Source organism: Brenneria rubrifaciens (assembly GCF_005484945.1).
GTDB lineage: Bacteria > Pseudomonadota > Gammaproteobacteria > Enterobacterales > Enterobacteriaceae > Brenneria > Brenneria rubrifaciens.
This window is the reverse complement of the sequence record NZ_CP034035.1, coordinates 3,046,589-3,065,033: the sequence shown is the minus strand read 5'-3', so window position 1 is coordinate 3,065,033 and position 18,445 is coordinate 3,046,589. Positions and strand designations below refer to the sequence as shown.

The following is an 18,445-nucleotide window of genomic DNA, read 5'->3' as shown; positions in this document are numbered from 1 at the left end:
TTGCCATTGGATAAGGGAGCATTGTATATCCGAACGCACGAAATGACACACTGCAATACGCATTGTGACGAGACAACGAACCAGTCATGGTTGAGGAGATGGCATGGCAAAACGTGTTCAATTCAGCGCTTATGGCGGCCCTGAAGTTCTGCAATATGTTGATTTTACACCTGATGATCCTGCGGCAGGAGAAGTTCAGGTGGAAAATCGCGCAATCGGCATCAATTATATTGATACCTATATCCGCAGCGGATTGTATCCGCCACCGTCGATGCCGTCGGGCCTGGGAACCGAAGCGGCCGGCGTGGTAACCAGAGTGGGGGCGGGCGTCAGTCACCTCAAGGTCGGTGACCGTGTGGTTTACGCGCAATCTGCGCTAGGCGCCTACAGCGATGTGCATAATGTGGCGGAAGAGAAAGTCGCCATTTTGCCGGATGCACTTAGCTTTGAGCAGGCCGCGGCGTCTTTTCTGAAAGGGCTGACGGTGTACTATCTGCTGCGTCAGACCTATGAGATCAAACCCGGTGAGACCTTCCTATTTCATGCCGCGGCGGGCGGCGTCGGGTTGATCGCCTGTCAGTGGGCGAATGCGCTTGGCGCCAAACTGATTGGTACTGTGGGTTCTGATGAAAAAGCGCAGCGCGCTAAACAGGCGGGAGCCTGGGCGACGATTAACTACCGTACTGAAAACATCGCCCAACGGGTTGCGGAGCTGACTAACGGCAATAAGGTTCCGGTGGTGTATGATTCGGTGGGGAAAGATACCTGGGAAGCCTCTCTGGACAGCCTGCGCCGCCGCGGGTTGATGGTGAGCTTTGGGAACGCCTCCGGCCCGGTGACCGGCGTCAATCTGGGTATCCTCAATCAGAAGGGGTCGCTGTACGTGACCCGTCCGTCGCTGTATGGCTATGTCACTAACCGTGCCGAACTGGATCAGGCGAGCAGCGAACTGTTCTCGATGCTCGCCAGCGGCGCGATCAAGGTAGACGTCGCACCGGAGCAGGCATTCGCGCTGGGCGATGCTCAGGCCGCGCACCGTGCTCTGGAGAGCCGCAGCACGCAGGGTTCCTGTTTGTTGATACCGGAGCGGTAACCAAACGACACGGATGTCGGAATAGCAAAAAGCCTTCCGTTGGAAGGCGGCGAATTTTATTTCGTTGTAAACTGGGTGCAATTAATATGCGAGTGGAACTTCAAGTTGCAAATTCTTGACACTTTCAATGAAGACTACGACGTAGTGAATTACCTGATGAGGTAAGCTATTTGCATCCTGATGTTTGCAAGAAATGGCAATATATAAAAATCTATTTTAAAGGGAGTTATTATGGAACGACACTTCTATTTTTTATATATAATAGCGTTTGTTTTTTATCTCTTTTAAAGGAGACGCAGAAACTGAAAGTAAAGACGCAGTGAGTTCGCAATGTTTGGGGAATCAACATGATAACTATCTTGGTTGGTGGAAAAACGCTGTCTTTTATCAGGTTTATTTAAGTGATCTGTCCTTGATTTAGCGCCCACCTTGTTTTCAAATCAATCAACGAAAGCCAGGTTACTATGTTAAGACAACAATATACCCCGGAGTTCAAGCGCAGGGCCGTGGAGTTGCTGCTCGAAAGCGGCAAATCTATTGCGCGTATGGCACAGCATATTGATATAAAAGATAATATTCCCTACAACTGGAAAAATCACGTTCAAACTGGATTGGTTCGTTCTGATGAGTTTATGAAAAACATCAAAACTACAGCCAGACAAAACAGCAGAATGCCTTATCCGTGGGATAATAAAGTCACTGCTGGGTTTACGACTGGGATACCCTGGTTAAAATTAAATCCTAATTGCCAGACGATTAATCTTGCCGTTCAGATAAACGATCCTGATTCAATTTATAGTTATTATAAAAAATTAATAAAAATTCGGCATGATATACCAGCTATGACATAGGGCAGTTACCATGATGTGGTTATGGGTAATGACGCTGTCTACTCTTATACGCGAGAGTTAGATAAGAAAATTATTTCGTCGTCGTTAACTTCAGATCGGAGAAAGTGAGTTTTCGACTGCCTGAAAATATTATCACAGATTCTGTGATAACGGGAAATAATGGCAAAATACCGGTAAGAGGAAATATCAAAATATGCTACTGCAACCCTGGCAGTCTGGTATTTATAAAATTACTTATAGTAAAGAATCAGTATGATACGGCCTAAATAATTCGAGCCGCCGAAAGGCGGCTATCGAAGGATCAGTTCGTCGGGAACAGGCTTGAATGCCGATTGCGGCGGCCCCTTTGGGGCGAAGCCAGGTATGGGCCGAGTAACAAAGGCAGCGGACATGCGATTTACGCTATGACGGGTATTAAACATCGTATTCGGCAAAGTCGGTTTTGCCCCAAAAACCGTGCGTTATACAGATTTCACTATGATTTACCACTCATTGCTTTTGCGGTTGCGGAAAGCGTAGCGGTGTGAATTGTATCGCGGTTTGCGCTGCCACCGACGCCACAACCATACTACGGCCACCGCCAACAGCAACCACGGCAGCACTTTAATCGCCATAGCAAACAGCCCGCCAATCAGCATAAAAAGGGAAGCGACAAACAATGCCGCGATAACACCCAACAGCGACACGCCCGTCACCATCAGCATGATAAAAAATCCAATAACAAAGAAAAGCTCCAACATTGGTGTGCTCCTGTGGTGGTTGAATATTTTTGCTTGTTAAGCGTGATTCATCGCCTGTCGTCGATAGCGAAACGCCATGGCGGTTATAATGTAATACAAGAATCGTGCCAGAATTTTTCGCTGATAACTTGTTGATTTATCAGCGACAGTCAGAGGCGGGAGAGGACGCTGTTAGTCAAAAAGACTAACTGTTCGTTTTTTCAATCTGTGGAATGGTTTACCAAAGCCAGTGCGCGCCCAACCACCGCGGCATCCGCGCCGGGCTTGTGCGCATTTTCACTTAGGTAACGCCGCCACTGACGCGCGCCCGGCACCCCCTGAAACAGACCGAGCATATGGCGGGTGATATGGCCTAACGCGGCGCCATTTGAGAGCTCCCGTTCGATATAGGGATACATGGATTCCACGACGGCGACGATATTCGGGCTGGCCGTCTGTTCGCCGAACAGTTCGCGGTCCACCTGCGCCAATATGCCGGGGTTTTGGTAAGCTTCGCGCCCCATCATCACGCCATCCAGATATTGCAGATGGGTTTTGGCCTCTTCCAGCGTTTTGATACCGCCGTTAATGACAATCGTCAGCGCCGGAAAATCTCGTTTAAGTTGGTAAACGCGTGGATAATCCAGCGGCGGAATTTCGCGGTTTTCTTTTGGACTCAGGCCGGATAGCCAGGCTTTACGGGCGTGGACGATAAACGTATTGCAGCCGCCGCGAACGGCCACGGTCTGGATAAAATCGCACAGAAATTCATAGCTGTCCCGATTGTCGATACCAATGCGCGTTTTCACCGTGACCGGGATCGAAACCCGATCCTGCATGGCTTTGATGCAGTCCGCCACCAGCGCCGCTTCCGCCATCAGGCAGGCGCCGAAGCGACCATTTTGCACGCGATCGGACGGGCAGCCGACGTTCAGATTCACCTCATCATAACCACACTCTTCGGCCATCCGCGCGCAGTCGGCCAGTGCCGCAGGATCGCTGCCGCCCAACTGTAACGCCAGCGGGTGCTCTTCCTCATTATAAGCCAGGTAGTTTCCCTTTCCGTGAATAATGGCGCCGGTGGTGACCATTTCGGTATACAACAGAGTATGGCGGCTCAGCCGGCGAAGAAAATAGCGGCAATGGCGATCGGTCCAGTCCAGCATCGGCGCGACGGAGAAGCGTCCCAGAGAGAATGCGGTGGGGGAGGCTATGCGCTGATGTTGGGTGGCTTGGCTATGATGTTGCGGCATGGCTTTTATCAGGTCAGTGGTTGCGTCAGTTTCCCCCTGAGGGGAAATGTCATAAAAGAAAGAAGTAGCGCGCACTATACCATAAAATGGCTGCTTTTCTGGAGGGGACGTCAGAGAAAGCCCGGCGGCGATGAGGGCGATCAGTGTCCAGGGTATTGACTGACGCGCCAGCCGCAGAGCGGATCGTCAATATCATGCTGCATTCATTAGCGCACTATACCCAATCGCTTTTACTCCGGGTTATAAGCCTTACCCGCTCAACGGCGCATGTTTTTCCTTGCCCCGGTAAATCATTACTGTGTTCAGTTCGTCAAGGTTGTAGCGCCTGCCGTAAACGCACGGTGACGCCAGCGGCATACTGTTTAAGCTGATGAATAAAGGTATCCACCAGCGCCGAGGCGGGGCGATGCAGGGGACGGATCAGACTGACGGTGAAAGGAACCTCAATACTGAAAGGGCGCACGACAACGCCGGATGTGGCGTAATCCAATGCGGTCAGCGGATTGACCATCGAGATGCCGACGCCTGCGCGAACCATCGCGCAGACCGAGGCCGCGCTGTGTGTTTCCAGCACCATTTGTCGCGCCACGCCATGTTCCTGAAACAGTTTATCCAGTAGTTGACGATAGCTGTCGGCGCTGGACAGGCTGATAAATGGTTCACCGGCAAAATCGGCGGGAGTGAGTACGGTTTTTTCCGTCAAAGGATGCCCGGCGGGCAATACGCAGACTTCATTCAACTGCATCAGCGTCTGCCTCTCCGTGCCGGCCGGGGCCAGGTTATTTTCTGTCAGCCCTAGATCGTATCGTTGCGCGGAGAGCCACTCTTCCAGCAGCGGCGATTCTTGCGGAATGATATGCAGGCTGAGCCGGGGATAGCGGGTCAATAACGGTTTACACACGTCAGGCAACAGCGACTGAGAAAATACAGGCAGGCAGGCGATTGAAAGCTGAGCCTGCTGAAAACGGCGGATATCGCTGGCGGCGTTGATAATTCTGTCCAGCCCGTAATAGGAGCGCTGCACCTCTTCAAACAACTGCAACCCTTGCGCCGTGGGATACAACCGCCCACGCACCCGCTCGAACAGGGGCATCTGAATCAGCTTTTCAAACCGCGCCAGTTCACGGCTGACCGTCGGCTGTGACGTGTTCAGCAACGTCGCCGCCTCCGTCACATTGCCCGTGGTCATAACCGCATGGAAAATCTCAATGTGCCGCAGTGATATTGCCGCCATGCCCCCTCCTGATCCAGTGCCTCAATCCATATCATAAATGAATAGACTCTGCCTTAAACGATATTTGTTTACCATTTTGGTAATTTTTATAGTGGTAAACAATAATTTCAAACCCTAATGCATAATTGGTAATAAAAATCATGCCGCACAATCTGAATGACATGACGCACGCGCTGAACGCTCAAAACCTGCGTCAACTTCCCGCCCGTTTTGGCTGCCCGGTCTGGGCTTATGATGCGCAAACCATTGTTGAACGCATCGCGCAACTGCGCCAGTTCGATACCATTCGTTTTGCGCAGAAAGCCTGTTCCAATACGCACATTCTACGTTTGATGCGTCAGCAGGGCGTGAAAGTGGACTCGGTGTCGCTGGGTGAAATTGAACGCGCGCTGGCGGCGGGTTTTGTGCCGGGCACCGAGGCGCACGAAATCGTCTTTACCGCCGATGTGCTTGATCGCCCGACATTACAGCGGGTCGCGGCGCTGAATATTCCGGTCAACGCCGGTTCGGTGGATATGCTGGAACAGTTAGGGTGTCAGTCGCCGGGCCATCCGGTCTGGCTGCGGGTTAATCCTGGTTTTGGTCACGGCCACAGCCAGAAAACCAATACCGGCGGCGAAAACAGTAAGCATGGCATCTGGTACGGCGATTTGCCGCTGGCGCTGGCGCAAATTCAGCGCTATCGCCTGGAATTGGTGGGAATTCACATGCACATTGGTTCCGGCGTAGACTACGGCCATCTGGAACAGGTGTGTGACGCGATGGTCCAGCAGGTTATCTCGCTGGGGCAGGATGTGCAGGCAATTTCCGCCGGCGGTGGATTGTCTATTCCCTATCGTGAAGGTGAGGAATCGATTGATACCGGACACTATTTCGGTTTGTGGAATGCGGCGCGTGAAAAGATAGCGGCCCATCTGGGGCATCCGGTGACGTTGGAAATCGAGCCGGGCCGCTTTCTGGTCGCGGAGTCTGGTGTGCTGGTGGCCGAAGTTCGGGCCGTAAAAGCGATGGGAAACCGCCATTTCGTGCTGGTCGATGCGGGATTTAATGACCTGATGCGCCCGGCGATGTACGGCAGTTATCACCACGTATCCCTGCTGGCGGGGGACAGCCGCGATCTCGGCCAGGCCGCGCTGCGCGACAGCGTCATTGCCGGGCCGCTGTGCGAATCCGGGGACGTGTTTACTCAGCAGGCGGGCGGCGGCGTGGAAACCATCCCATTGCCGGATGCACGGGTAGGGGATTATCTGGTCTTTCACGACACCGGCGCTTATGGCGCCTCCATGTCCTCTAATTACAACAGCCGACCGCTACTGCCGGAAGTGTTGTTCGAACATGGCGAACCGCGGTTGATCCGCCGCCGTCAGACGCTGGAAGAATTGTTGGCGCTGGAGTCGGTTTAGTCGGGAGATTTGAGGATGCGAGGTAGATAAAGAGGCTTATTGAGCACGCCAGTCATTAATATCCTCGCATCCTGCCGGTATCGTCACGTTACGGCAAGCCCTCACCGCTTCATTCAACTGGGAGCGCACCACACTCGATGACGTGCCCTGAAAACTTAACCTGCTTTGCTGCTTGTAAAGGTCATGGTAGCGCTCTTTGAGTGGGAAGGATTCCGCGGTATGGAATTGGATCTCCCAGTTCAGACCGTTGTCCGGCCCGCGCAAGTGGACGTTAATCGCCTTGAATGGCGAATTCCAACGGGCGAAATAGTTTTTACACTTAAGCAGTTCATGCCCTTCGCCTTCCAACGTCGCCAGCACTTTCCGATACCCATCCGCAAAGGACGTGTCCGGCAGCACGATGCTGTAGCGCAGCATGTCGTTGACCAGCGACGCGGCCTGCGACAAATTCTGCTGATGTTCGGCATAGAGGCGCTTTACTTTATCCTCCAGCGAAGACACTGACTTGACGCAGTGGTCCAGCCCTGCCAGATAAGCGCCAGCGGGCAGTAACCGTTGTAGCATAAGCGTCATGCCTGGCTCCGCCTGCCTCGCCTGATTATGTAACGACAGCGATGTTTCGCGCAGCGCTTTCAACGACAGCGACTGAGCCTGATCTTGTAGGGTGGGCGCCGCTTTGACCAACCCCTCCTGCTGCAACATCTCCACGCCAACTTCCATCACCGACGCCGCCAGCGTGGGGATGGATGCCAGTGTTTTTTTCGCTTGTTCGGGATCAAAATGCCCGTCCCGCAGCTCACGCGCAGTCTTTTTGCTATAAGGCACATCACGTATTCGATCATGAAAGCCGCGTTCGGTCATTTCACAACTGTCTATGACTTTGGTGAACAGCCGGACGCCGGTGTCCGATTTCAGCGCATCGGTGCCAATCTTCACCGCCAGGGTGAAGAGATTACGTATTGTTAACTCTGGTTCGCCGGAGACCAGCCCCGGTTGACCATTAGGGAACTGTTCGTGAGATATCCGGCAGACCGGATAATTATCCAGTATGGCGTTAATGCGCGACGGCGTATCCGTTGCCTGTGCGTAAGCTATTGCCAACCGCGGCATCGCTATCGCCAGCTCACTGGATATTTCAGGCGGCGACTTGTCTCCGGGGCCGCCCAACTGTAACGTCAGATAATGAAGTAGCTTCGCCGCCTCCCGCGCTTCGGGTAGATGTGCGCGATCAGTGGCGCTCAGCGCCTGAGCGCGCAGACTCTTCAGCGCCTGCGCATCGTTTTCGCCAGCCAGCCACTGGCGCAAACCGTTACGCAGGCTACGCTCGATGCCATCATACACACCGAACATCATGGTATGGGCCATTTTCTCACGCAGATCATCCGGTTGAGCTAGAAAACGGTTGGCTAAGGTGCTGGCTCTGCCGAGCAGTTTGCTGCCAATCTGTTCGTTCATGATCTCTCTGGACCGTCCAAAATGGTAGCGCCCCTGATCGTCAATGGCCGCCGTGGCGGTTTTTTCCGGCTTAAACGATTTTTCGGCGCCGCGCCGTTGTGTACGCTCAGCCATCACCTCGCGGATATGCGTCGTCAACGCCGGATATCCCATGTAGACATAGGCTTCATCGCCGTCGGTATCCATATTTCGCTTGCGCATTTCTGGAATCGGCAGCGCCCCCAACCGGCCGGGTATCAGCGTATCCTTCACCCTCAGGTTGCCGGTACTGAGCATTTGATCCGGCAGGCTGCCACGGTCGCGCCGCATTTTCCAGCGCGACAAAATCTTCAGGTCTTCGCGCGAACACACCATATCCTGCTCTGCATGATCGGGAGACCAGTAGCCTGGCGGTGGAATGATCAACATTCCCTTGCTGTGCAGCATCTCGGTATCCTCGTCGGCATCATCGTTGAAACCGGTATAGCTGTACTGGATGGAAAAGCACTGATCCAGGAAGCGGGCGGTCGCGTTACCGTCAACTGGCGTGATCACCTTGTCGGCCGAAATCGCCTGTAAGTTCTCCTTATCATAAGGGGGCTTGCCCAACAGCACATCGCAAGTCGGCCGCTGAAATCCCGGCATATTGATCGTCGGCAGGTATAACCGGTCATCCGCCGACGGCACCGCGCGTACGCGCCGGCCCTCATAGCCGCTGCTGACCAGCATATGATAAAGCGTCTGCAACCCAATCATTTGATTGTGGGGTTGAGATTGAGATGTCGTCGGCTGTTGGGCCTTTTTCTTCCCCAGCATTCCGGCCAATTTGTTTTGCAGTGCTTCATAGGCTTCGGCTCGTACCGCGTCACTACGCGGATAGTGCATCATCGCCTGCGGCGGTACGCTGTTCGGATGGACCTCCTGCGATTTAAGCAGCGTACGCTGCGCCTCGTTGACCTGCCCCGTCTGTGAGGCCGCCCAAGCTTCCATGTGTGCCTTAACCACCGGGATGCGCTGCGCCACTTCCCATTTTAAAAAGCCGCAGCCGTCGTTGGGGCACAGCGCCAGACGTTCGCCGGATGGACTGGTGAGTTTAAAGGGATGCTGCGGCCCCGGTACGTCCGCGCACCAGCCCAGACGCAATGTGCCCTCAATGACATGATCCGCCGGCACCATCTCCAGTAGAGCGCGTTGCATACGCGACCAGTCCTCGCGCTGCGGAGAGAGCTTTTCAACCAGACGCATAAAATCGCTGCCCGGCATGGTGTCGGCGTACCGGATGGCGGGCAACTGCGATTTCGCCGTCTCTCTGTGCTCCAGGATATCGGAGACCGTATTGCGCCGCGCTTTTTGCAGGCGGCTACCGCCGAACAGGTCGAAACGCCACGGCTCATTCTGATAGGTGAACGTACGCGACAGCATAAAGCTGCTCAATTCGCCGGGAAGCTGTACTTCCACCAGTGGCTGATTCGTCAGCCGCGTATAAAATGAATACGGCGGCGGCCCGTCACTGTCGCCATCCGCCTTTTTTACCTCCTGGCCATTAATATCGACAATGATATGCCATGTCGCGCCCATACCTGCCGGGGGCACCACCGGTCTGCCCGGCGGTGTGCGCAGCTGTTCCCTAATGTCCGCCAGGTCGAAAGTGATAGGCGGATGGCGTGCCGCTATCGCCGCCGCATCTCTGTCTATGTGCATGTCCAGCGCGTCATACAGATTATCGCCCGCTTCGATTTGGGCGATAAGATTCCAGCTCATATCCTGAAGATCCGCCGAAATTGCATCTTGCGTGCGTGCCAGCGTCTCCTGTACCCAGGTTTTAAGCTCGTTCTGCCTTTCTTTGATCGCGTCGCGATCGCCTTCGATATAAGTCGGTTTCCATTGTCGCGCCACCAGATGGTAAGTCTTGAGCACCTGATAAAAGCTGAGCGCGGGGCGGCGAGTGCCACAGGCTTCTCCGTTGTTATCTCTCAGATGAAGCACATTACTTAAAGACGCCGAATTTGCATGGCGAAGATAGGCATCTATTTTACGCGCCACCACGGGCAGGAGCGCCTCGAGCGTTTTTAACGTCTTGCTGCGGTAGCGTTGTAACTCACCGCTGCGCGCCAGCGGCAACAGCCCAAGACAAATTGTCGCCACCGACTCCAACGATGCGTCGCGCAGCGCGTCACTTTTCAGCAGCGCCTCTGTTCTTGCCAACGCAGGCAACGCCATCGGACGTAGCGCGCGCTGCATATGCAGACGATTATAGGCTTTAAATAGGACGCTGATATCACTGAGATTGGCCTCCTTTAAACGTTCAGGATGCAGCTCCAAATGGAAGGAAAAACGCTCCAGCATGGCGATTTCCCGCGTCTCGTCTTTGCTCAACGCATTCAGGGCGTTGGCGATCTGAGCAATATTGGCGATCCCGACATCACGCCAGGGACGCAGGTTGGAGCCCAGTGGCGCGATCAGCAGGTCTGCCGCCTCTCTGACCGGCGTCAGTTTCGGCCATTTACTCAACGCGTTTAGGGTGATACTCATATTCTGAGTAGTCATTCCATTGCGTAATTTATCGTCTTTGATCAACCTTTCCGCCAGCGGCAGAATGACGTTCTGAACTTGCTCTTCACCAGACCATTTACTCAGTGCGTTCACCACATTGCTGGTATTTTGAGCGTTCAGTTCGTCACGTAATTTACCGTCTTGGGCAAGCCTTTCCGTGAGTGATAGCGCTGCCATCTTCGTCTTTTCAGCATCCGGCCATTTGCTTAACGCATTTAGCGCATTACTGATGTTCTGAGCATTCATTTCCCTGCGTAATTTACCGTCTTGAGTGAGCTTTTCCGCCAGCGACAGCACCGCCTCGCTCGCCTGTGTATCTTCCGGCCATTTGCTCAGCGCGTTCAGGGCATTGCTTATTCCTTGTGCGTTCATCTGTGCCCGCAGCGCCTCATCTCCGGCCAGTCTGCCCGCTAATGCCCGCAATACCTCATCGGTACGACTATCTCCCGGCCATTTGCATAGCGCATTTAAGGTAATACTCAACTCCTGCTCATTCATTTCTCCGCGTAACCGACCTTCTTCGGTTAACCGTACCGCCAGCGACAGCCCCGCCTCCCTGGCATGCTTATCTTCCGGCCATTTACTTAGCGCGTTAAGCACGTTACTCACGCCTTGCGCGCTCATCTGCGCCCGCAGCGCCTCATCCTCCGCCAGCCGGTCCCCCAGCGCCAGCGACGCTTCCGCCGCCGGTGTTGCCGACGGCCATTTGCTTAGCGCGTTAAGCACGTTACTCACGCCCTGGGCGTTCATCTGTTCACGTAGCGCGCCATCCTGGGTCAGCCGGTCTGCCAGCGCCAGCGCCGCCTTTTTCACGTGTGCTTCTGTCGGCCATTTGCTCAACGCGTTAAGCGTATTTCCCACCTGCTGGGCACCCATTGACCAGCGCATTTTGTCGTCGTTAACAACGATCTTAGCCAGTATGGAAATGAACTCACCCATTTCCGGCTTGTCCGACCATTTGCTCAGCGCGTTTAAACAACTGGTCAGACTTTCGGCACCAATTTGGTTAAAGAGAGCGCGATTAACTCTCATCTCTTTAGCAAGGCTATGTGTCGCTTTCCATGCCCAGTGTTCACCCGTCCATTGGCTCAACGCGTGCAGAGCGCTCCCCATTTCCTTATGACCCAATTTCTGCCTAAGTCTGGGTTCCGTGACAATGATTCCCCCCAGTTCAACGGCCTGATCTTTTATCACCCGCTGCTGCGGCCATTTACTGAATGCGTGTAGGATGTTGGCCACCTGTGTGGCATCCATTTTCTGCTTCAGCCGTAAATGCGGGTCCGCTATCTTTTCCGCCAGCAGGCAGGCTGCCTCCTCAGCCTGCCTGTTATCTGACCATTTGCTCAATGCATTCAGAAACATATGTATATCCTGTGAACCGAATACGCAGCGCCGATCTTGCAATGCGTGCCCGACAATGCTTAATACCGCATCGCGGCAGCGCTCGCTGTCCTTGTTTTTAGCGAACGCGCCGACCAGCAATGCCTGCGATTTGACGTTTGGCGAACGAAGATCCCGTACGCTTAGAACCTCGCCCGCAATCCGCGCCAGCGCCCGCATACAAACGGGGTTTTCTGGATGTTTGCTCAGTCGGTTGGCCATTGTCGCGTACAGTTGGATCGGCTTGCCTTTGAACCAGTCGCTATGCTGCACGATATAGCGCGCGCCCAGTTCCGCGCACTCCATCACGCGATGGTTAATGCGTGGCGAGGGGGGAGGACTCTGATGGGCTCCCAGTTTCACCAGATAACGCGTGAGCCAGTGAATATTCGTTTCCGGATCATTGGACGATTGGAGAAAAATAAGCGCTCTGCCAACGTGATTGCGCTGTGCAAGCACGTTATCGTTCGCCATGCTGAAACAGCGTTCTGGAAACCCCGCGTCGCTGAAACTACTGAGTTCATGCTGTTGTGCTACGCGCTGTGCTTTTAACCTGCTTGCTTCCTGATGGCTAAGGTTGTGTTCAGGGTAATCAAGCGCCCGGCTCCATCTTATCTCCGTCGATGGTCGGGATAGATCAGGGTGGTGTTCCGAACGAAGCTGTTCAGGAGATGTTTCCGCCCGGCGTTTTCTGGATGTATGTTCTGCATCGCCCGATGTTGAACCGGTTGCCTGATAACGCCTTTCTATAATTTGCGCTTGCGGCCCCGGTCGGAGACGTTTTGTTCCCATTGGGAGGTGGGGTGGCTCTGTTTCTTCGGTAAATTCTCTCTTCGCTCTTTTAAGTTCACGCGGATGAGACGTTGACTCAGAAGCTGAAAAGTGTGCTGTATCAAAATCGCGGTCGGAGTTACGAATTTTCATTTTCTTAACACCGAAATCTGAATGATATGATTTGGTATTATTACCAAGGTTATATTATTTAGTGGAAATGACTAAAATGGAGTTCCCGGCTTGTCCTTCATTAAGATAAGGGCGAAAACAGGTAACAGTAGTGATCAGGTAATAATGCTTTGATAGCTTAGGCATCACCTCTGTAGCCTTGCACGTCAAGATGTGAAAATAGAATAGAATTATAACTTATGGGACATGTTTCGGAATGGATGAAGTATGCTTGCTATAGTTTAAAATTCATTTTTTTACTTCTTTTTGTAGGGATAAATAAAAAAGGAACTCGTTGATATTATTCGACACTTATATATGGATTTACCAACCCATCAATGTCAATATTAAGGGATCAATCGATGAACAAGAAAACAGTTCAATTCGCTAAGACCGTTCTATTAGCTGGTATCACCGTGATTAGCTTCTCTGGCTCTGCTTTTGCTGGGGCTAATCTGGGAAAAATGCCGTATTGCAACTTTGTAAGTTCAAATGGCTATTGCGAAGGTGGGCCTGGGCCAATGGCCAAGATTGCTAAATAATTAAAAAACTTATTTTCCTGTTGATTTTTTTAGCCTGGTGGTAAATTATCAAGCGCGGCAAATGGGATGGCCTAAGTGGTTACCTATTTGCCAAATACCCTGGCTTTAAATAGCAACATGGACTGCCGTCTGGCGGGCGTTTCTATCTTCAGCCTTTGGACGCAAGCATCGTAATAGTCATCTTTTCAGAAAGCCAGTTTCTTTTTTTCTCGTGTCGGGATAAATAAAAAGAAACCTGTTAAGACTATTCGATATGTATATAACGGATTAATCCACTCATCAATATTAAGGGATCAATCGATGAACAAGAAAACAGTTCAATTCGCTAAGACCGTTCTTTTAGCTGGTATCACCGTGATTAGCTTGTCTGGCTCTGCATTTTCCGCCGTCAATATGGGGGACTATAAGCCACCTTGCAGCCCGACGAGCGCAAGGGGTCATTGTGCATAAAAGCCGATAGGTGAGTATCGTTAATAATTGAAAAATAATCAGGTATTGATTATTTGATTATAGTTTGGTGATAAATTGGCAAGCACGGCGAAGGGAATAGCCTAGGTGATTTTCACAAGCCTGTTTGCCAAATCCCCCAGGTTTTAAATGCAATATGGGCATCTGCCAGATGCAGGTTTTCTGACGAAGCCTCACGATATATACCCGGCTTTAATAAGCGCCAATAAATATCCACATTTTCTGCCTCCATTACTGCGTTGCCATAACCGGTTATAACCGAGCTATTTCTCTGATCTTCAGAGAGTCGGTTTTACCTTCACCTTATTCTCTACGGACATCGCCGCGTTTCTTACAGGATACGGCTGAATTTTACAGTTGGTTGCATTTCTGCCAAATCTCTTTCGATTACTCACTGGTTTATCGGACAGCGACTCTTTAGAGTGAAAGTCCCAGAGGTATTGATTGGTGATGTATCAATGTGCTCTGTACATTGAACCCTTTGATTACACCGACCTACGCGGATGCGTAGGTTTTTTTTTGCCTGTTGCTCGCCGGTGTTGTCGCGGCGGATAGCGCGGCAACAATTCATCCAGCCATCGTGTCGCCGTGAGAGAAACGGGAAGAAACGTCTTATCACTCTGGTGATGAGCCGTGCGCTAAGGTATTTTGATACCGAGCGCTTTTGGTTACGGTAACCAGCAGGCCCGCCTGTTAAGCGGGCTACACCGTTTATCTGTCTATTGGAGAAGACATGATTTATACCCTGTTACGCTGGGTGTTCCGGCGTCTGTACCGCATCAGGATTGAGGGCGACAGCAGCAGTTTCCAGCGATCCAAATTACTGATTACACCTAACCACGTTTCCTTTCTTGATGGGGCGTTGCTGGCGTTGTTCTTGCCTATAAAGCCTGTTTTTGCGGTGTACTCCTCCATTTCAGAACGCTGGTTTATGCGCTGGCTGAAACCCTATATTGATTTTGTGCCGCTTGATCCGACCAAACCATTAGCCATCAAAGGACTGATTAAGGTGATAGAGCGCGGCCAGCCGGTGGTGCTCTTCCCGGAGGGACGGATCACCGTGACCGGGTCGCTGATGAAAATTTACAGCGGCGCGGCGTTTATCGCGGCCAAATCCGGCGCGACCCTTATTCCCGTGCGGATTGATGGCGCGGAGCTTTCGCCCTTCGGTCGTTTGGGCGGGATCTTCAAACGTCACTGGTTTCCACAAATCACCATCAGCTACCTGCCGCCGACCCTGCTGCCAATGCCTGGGGCAAGCAGCGCCAGAGAACGTCGCATACTGGCGGGTGAGCATCTGCATCAGATCATGATGGCGGCGAGGATGGCCACGCGCCCGCGTCAAACGCTGTATCAGGCGTTTCTTGCCGCCCGCCAGCGCTATGGCCGCCGCTCTCCCTGTATTGCGGATATCGCGTTCAAAGAAGATAACTATCAAGGATTACTGAAAAAATCGCTCGGCGTATCGCGCATTTTGCAACGTTTTACTCAGGCGGATGAACATGTCGGATTGTTATTGCCCAATGCGACAATTACCGCCGCCGTGATTCTGGGGGCGACCTTGCGCAACCGCGTTCCTGCGATGCTCAATTACACGGCGGGAGCCAAAGGGCTGCAAAGCGCGATGAAGGCCGCGACGATCAAAACCATTGTGACGTCACGCCAGTTTTTGGAAAAGGGGAAACTCACCGACCTACCCAGGCAGGTGAATGATGCCAACTGGGTTTATCTGGAAGATTTGAAGGACACGGTGACGCTGGCGGATAAACTGTGGATCCTGTTTCACCTACTGTTTCCTGCTAAAGCTATGTTGCCGCAACAGGCGGACGATGCCGCGATTGTACTGTTTACCTCCGGTTCGGAGGGAAATCCGAAGGGCGTGGTGCACGCCCATGACAGCCTGCTGGCGAACGTCGAGCAGATCCGCACCGTGGCCGATTTCACCCCGCGTGACCGCTTTATGTCCGCGTTGCCGCTGTTTCACGCTTTTGGACTGACGGTCGGGCTGCTGACCCCGTTGATGACAGGTGCCAGAGTCTTCCTCTATCCCAGCCCCTTGCATTACCGTATTGTGCCGGAACTGGTCTACGATCAGAACTGCACCGTGCTGTTCGGCACGTCCACCTTTCTGGGCAATTATGCGCGTTTTGCGCATCCTTATGACTTCGCCCGTTTACGCTATGTGGTGGCCGGGGCGGAAAAACTGTTGGAATCAACCCGCCAACTGTGGCAGGACAAATTCGGCATTCGTATTCTGGAAGGGTATGGCGTAACGGAGTGTGCGCCGGTGGTGGCGATCAATGTCCCGATGGCCACAAAAATCCATACCGTGGGCCGTCTGCTGCCGGAAATGGAGTCGCGTTTGATCGCGGTGCCGGGTATCGAACGCGGCGGTCGCTTACAACTGCGCGGACCGAACATCATGAAAGGCTATTTGCGGGTTGAAGATCCGGGCGTACTGGAAGCGCCTGCGGCGGAAAACGCACAGGGTGAATTGCAGATGGGCTGGTATGACACGGGCGACATCGTCGAACTGGACGACAACGGGTTTTGCACCATCATCGGGCGGGTGAAACGCTTTGCCAAGCTAGCGGGCGAGATGGTTTCTCTGGAAAGCGTGGAACTACTGGCGACAGCGGTTTCCCCGGACGCGCAGCATGCCGCCAGCGCTAAAAGCGACAACAGCAAAGGGGAAGCGCTGGTGTTGTTTACCACCGACAGTCAACTGACCCGCGAGAAACTGCTGGCGCGGGCGCGCGGCAGCGGCATGCCTGAGCTGATGGTGCCGCGGGATATCCGGCACGTGCAGGCATTACCGCAACTCGGCAGCGGGAAACCCGATTTTGTCACCTTACGTCAGATGGCCGACCAACCGGAGCAGGCATCATGAATCAGACGCCGCAATCCGCGACGCCGTTGATGTCGCGTAGTATGAGCGCGGTGATTATCGCGCAGTTTTTTTCCGCTTTTGGTGACAATGCGCTGCTGTTTGCCACGCTCGCGCTGATCAAACAGCTTGTTTACCCCGACTGGAGTCAGCCGTTTTTACAGATGGGCTTTGTGGCGGCGTATATCATTCTGGCGCCTTTCGTTGGGCAGGTAGCGGACAGTTTTGCCAAAGGGCGGGTGATGATGTTCGCCAATAGCCTGAAGCTGGTTGGCGCGCTGCTGATTTTCGCCGGGGGAAATCCGTTTCTGGGATACACGCTGGTGGGTGTTGGCGCGGCGGCCTATTCGCCCGCCAAGTACGGGATTCTGGGCGAGATCGCCCGCGGCGATCAGCTTGTTAAAGCCAACGGCTTGATGGAAGCCTCCACCATCGCGGCGATCCTGACCGGATCGGTTGCCGGTGGCGTGCTGGCCGACTGGAACCTGTATGCGTCGCTGGCGATTTGCGCTGTGGCCTATGGTATCGCGTTGGGGGCTAACCTGTTGATCCCGCGTCTCACGGCGGCGCGGCCGGGGCAGCCCTGGCACCCTACTCGGATGACGCGCAGCTTTTTCTCTGCCTGCCGCGTGCTGTGGCGTGACGGGGAAACCCGTTTTTCGCTGGTCGGCACCAGCCTGTTCTGGGGCGCGGGCGTGACGCTGCGTTTTCTGCTGGTGCTGTGGGTGCCGCTGGCGCTGGGCATGACGGATAACGCGACGCCGACGCTGCTGAACGCGATGGTGGCGGTGGGGATTGTGGTCGGCGCTGGCGCGGCGGCCAGGCTGATTACCTTGAACACGGTTCAGCGCTGCCTGCCCGCAGGGGTGTTGATTGGCGTCGTGGTGGTGATCTTTACCTTTCAGCACAACCTGATTGGCGCATACTGCCTGCTGGTTTTGCTTGGCGCGCTGGGCGGTTTTTTCATTGTGCCGCTCAATGCGTTGTTACAGGATCGCGGTAAAGCCAGCGTCGGAGCGGGTAACGCCATTGCCGTGCAAAATCTGGGCGAAAACGCCGCGATGCTGCTGATGCTGGGACTTTATTCGCTGGTGGTAAAACTGGGGGTCTCGGTGATCGCCATCGGTGTGGGCTTCGGCGTATTATTCGCGCTGGCGATTGCCTTGCTGTGGGTGTGGCTGATTTTCGCCAAGCGACGTGAAAGTCATCACCAATAGGATTTAAAAGATGAATCTGATATGGCATGACTGGTGCATTGAGGATCTGAATGTCTACTCCTTGCATGATATTCTGGCCCTGCGTAATCAGGTTTTCGTGGTTGAGCAAACCTGTCCGTATCTGGATATCGACGGAGGCGATTTGGCTGACGGGAATCGCCATATCGCGGCGTATGATAACGGTAAACTCGCTGCTTATGCGCGTCTGCTGGCGCCGCGACCGGATAAGGGCGCGGTGACCATTGGGCGGGTAACCGTCGCGCCTCACGCCAGAGGGCAACAACTGGGACATCAATTAATGGAACATACGCTGCTTGCCTGCGCGCGCCATTGGCCGCAGAAAGCGATTTTTTTGTCCGCTCAGGCGCATCTGCGACCGTTCTATGCCGGCTTTGGCTTTGTGGCGGCCGGTGAGGTCTACGACGAAGACGGTATTGCGCATATTGATATGCGGTCTGCACGCTGAGCG

At 53.6% G+C, this 18,445-nt stretch carries 11 protein-coding genes; 7 read left to right on the top strand and 4 right to left on the bottom strand.

Translation table 11 applies throughout. The annotated features are described in order from the left end of the window. The first annotated feature begins 103 nt into the window (after positions 1-103). Positions 104-1,093 carry a quinone oxidoreductase gene (locus EH207_RS13915; RefSeq protein ID WP_137714528.1) on the top strand — a complete coding sequence of 330 codons (990 nt, stop codon included), beginning with the start codon at positions 104-106 and terminating at the stop codon, positions 1,091-1,093. Positions 1,094-1,557: 464 nt separating this feature from the next. After that, the gene (locus tag EH207_RS13910) at positions 1,558-1,944 is read left to right on the top strand and encodes an alpha-amylase family glycosyl hydrolase (RefSeq protein ID WP_137714527.1); all 387 of its coding nucleotides are present in this window, start codon (positions 1,558-1,560) and stop codon (positions 1,942-1,944) included. Between the two features lie 482 nt (positions 1,945-2,426). On the opposite strand, the gene pspG is transcribed toward EH207_RS13910, so the two are convergent. The 3 genes from pspG to EH207_RS13895 form a co-directional block, all read right to left on the bottom strand. After that, positions 2,427-2,684, bottom strand: coding sequence for an envelope stress response protein PspG (gene pspG, locus EH207_RS13905; RefSeq protein WP_137714526.1), 258 nt, complete (start codon positions 2,682-2,684; stop codon positions 2,427-2,429). Between the two features lie 200 nt (positions 2,685-2,884). Beyond that, the gene (dusA, locus tag EH207_RS13900) at positions 2,885-3,829 is read right to left on the bottom strand and encodes a tRNA dihydrouridine(20/20a) synthase DusA (protein WP_246048978.1); all 945 of its coding nucleotides are present in this window, start codon (positions 3,827-3,829) and stop codon (positions 2,885-2,887) included. 397 nt (positions 3,830-4,226) lie between these two features. Continuing rightward, on the bottom strand, positions 4,227-5,150 hold the full coding sequence (locus EH207_RS13895) for a LysR family transcriptional regulator (RefSeq protein WP_137714524.1): 924 nt from the start codon (positions 5,148-5,150) through the stop codon (positions 4,227-4,229). A gap of 140 nt (positions 5,151-5,290) precedes the next feature. Between EH207_RS13895 and lysA the strand changes: the two genes are divergently transcribed. Next, on the top strand, positions 5,291-6,553 hold the full coding sequence (lysA, locus tag EH207_RS13890) for a diaminopimelate decarboxylase (RefSeq protein WP_137714523.1): 1,263 nt from the start codon (positions 5,291-5,293) through the stop codon (positions 6,551-6,553). A gap of 36 nt (positions 6,554-6,589) precedes the next feature. Here the strand turns inward: lysA and xopAD are convergent, their stop codons facing one another. Continuing rightward, on the bottom strand, positions 6,590-12,712 hold the full coding sequence (xopAD, locus tag EH207_RS13885; protein WP_175413682.1) for a XopAD/skwp family type III secretion system effector: 6,123 nt from the start codon (positions 12,710-12,712) through the stop codon (positions 6,590-6,592). Positions 12,713-13,224: 512 nt separating this feature from the next. On the opposite strand from xopAD, the gene EH207_RS13880 reads away from it, so the two are divergent. The 4 genes from EH207_RS13880 (at position 13,225) to EH207_RS13865 (ending at position 18,442) form a co-directional block, all read left to right on the top strand. Then, on the top strand, positions 13,225-13,404 hold the full coding sequence (locus tag EH207_RS13880) for a hypothetical protein (protein ID WP_137714521.1): 180 nt from the start codon (positions 13,225-13,227) through the stop codon (positions 13,402-13,404). Between the two features lie 1,201 nt (positions 13,405-14,605). After that, positions 14,606-16,762 carry a bifunctional acyl-ACP--phospholipid O-acyltransferase/long-chain-fatty-acid--ACP ligase gene (gene aas, locus EH207_RS13875; RefSeq protein ID WP_137714520.1) on the top strand — a complete coding sequence of 719 codons (2,157 nt, stop codon included), beginning with the start codon at positions 14,606-14,608 and terminating at the stop codon, positions 16,760-16,762. Beyond that, positions 16,759-17,976: a lysophospholipid transporter LplT gene (lplT, locus tag EH207_RS13870; protein WP_137714519.1), complete on the top strand. Its 1,218-nt coding sequence runs from the start codon at positions 16,759-16,761 to the stop codon at positions 17,974-17,976. Before aas ends, lplT begins: the two co-directional genes overlap by 4 nt. Before the next feature lie 10 nt (positions 17,977-17,986). Further along, entirely contained in the window at positions 17,987-18,442 is a 456-nt protein-coding gene (locus tag EH207_RS13865; RefSeq protein WP_137714518.1) for a GNAT family N-acetyltransferase, read from the top strand. Positions 18,443-18,445: the final 3 nt, after the last annotated feature.

Bases quoted from the DNA above. Each gene is read 5' to 3' on its own strand.
- EH207_RS13915 (WP_137714528.1), top strand. From the start codon at position 104: ATGGCAAAACGTGTTCAATTCAGCGCTTATGGCGGCCCTGAAGTTCTG.
- aas (WP_137714520.1), top strand. From the start codon at position 14,606: ATGATTTATACCCTGTTACGCTGGGTGTTCCGGCGTCTGTACCGCATC.
- xopAD (WP_175413682.1), bottom strand. From the start codon at position 12,712: ATGGGAACAAAACGTCTCCGACCGGGGCCGCAAGCGCAAATTATAGAA.
- lysA (WP_137714523.1), top strand. From the start codon at position 5,291: ATGCCGCACAATCTGAATGACATGACGCACGCGCTGAACGCTCAAAAC.
- lplT (WP_137714519.1), top strand. From the start codon at position 16,759: ATGAATCAGACGCCGCAATCCGCGACGCCGTTGATGTCGCGTAGTATG.
- EH207_RS13895 (WP_137714524.1), bottom strand. From the start codon at position 5,150: ATGGCGGCAATATCACTGCGGCACATTGAGATTTTCCATGCGGTTATG.
- dusA (WP_246048978.1), bottom strand. From the start codon at position 3,829: ATGCTGGACTGGACCGATCGCCATTGCCGCTATTTTCTTCGCCGGCTG.
- EH207_RS13910 (WP_137714527.1), top strand. From the start codon at position 1,558: ATGTTAAGACAACAATATACCCCGGAGTTCAAGCGCAGGGCCGTGGAG.
- EH207_RS13865 (WP_137714518.1), top strand. From the start codon at position 17,987: ATGAATCTGATATGGCATGACTGGTGCATTGAGGATCTGAATGTCTAC.
- pspG (WP_137714526.1), bottom strand. From the start codon at position 2,684: ATGTTGGAGCTTTTCTTTGTTATTGGATTTTTTATCATGCTGATGGTG.
- EH207_RS13880 (WP_137714521.1), top strand. From the start codon at position 13,225: ATGAACAAGAAAACAGTTCAATTCGCTAAGACCGTTCTATTAGCTGGT.